Origin of the sequence: Neisseria maigaei, assembly GCF_958267405.1 — a bacterium.
In the GTDB taxonomy this organism is placed as follows: domain Bacteria; phylum Pseudomonadota; class Gammaproteobacteria; order Burkholderiales; family Neisseriaceae; genus Neisseria; species Neisseria bergeri.
Genome location: NZ_CATQFT010000063.1, coordinates 1 through 607, shown reverse-complemented (window position 1 = coordinate 607; position 607 = coordinate 1). Strand labels below are relative to the sequence as shown.

Annotated in this window: 1 protein-coding gene; it reads left to right on the top strand. The window is 47.1% G+C overall.

Annotated features, from left to right (window positions below; genetic code table 11):
* Positions 1-201: 201 nt before the first annotated feature.
* Positions 202-607: DNA adenine methylase (locus Q3O06_RS11045; protein ID WP_301818922.1), on the top strand; the 406-nt coding region annotated here is incomplete at its 3' end.

Here is a 607-nt window from a genome sequence, read left to right as displayed (position 1 = left end):
CTGCTTACAAAAGGCAGCGGCAGCGTGCAAATAAAATGTATGCGCTGCAAAAATATCAATACCTTCAAATAATTAAAAATCATCAGAATGCCACCGAGTATCAAAACATTATGATTCATTATATCAATAAGAGTACCGCGAGTACCCGTTATATAGGAGTAAATCGTGGACTATACCAAACCACAACCTATCGTCCCTTGGATGGGCGGTAAACGCCGACTGGCAAAACACCTGTTCCCGATGTTCCCCGAACATTCCTGTTATGTAGAACTGTTTGCAGGTGGAGCGGCACTCTTTTTCCTTCGTCCGAACCCTGCCAAAGTAGAGGTACTTAACGATATCGACGGACAGCTTATAAACCTATACCGCGTCGTTCAGCATCATTTTGATGAGTTTGTCAGACAGTTCGAGTGGACGCTTACGAGCCGTGAAGTCTTCTCCCGACTGCAAAGTACACCACCGGATTGCATGACCGACATCCAACGTGCCGCACGGTTCTTCTACCTACTGCACAATGCCTTCGGCGGCAAAACCGTCCAACAGCATTTCGGTACGGCCACCACATCTAAAGCATGGGACGCCTCTCAAATCGAAGCAAAACTGACCG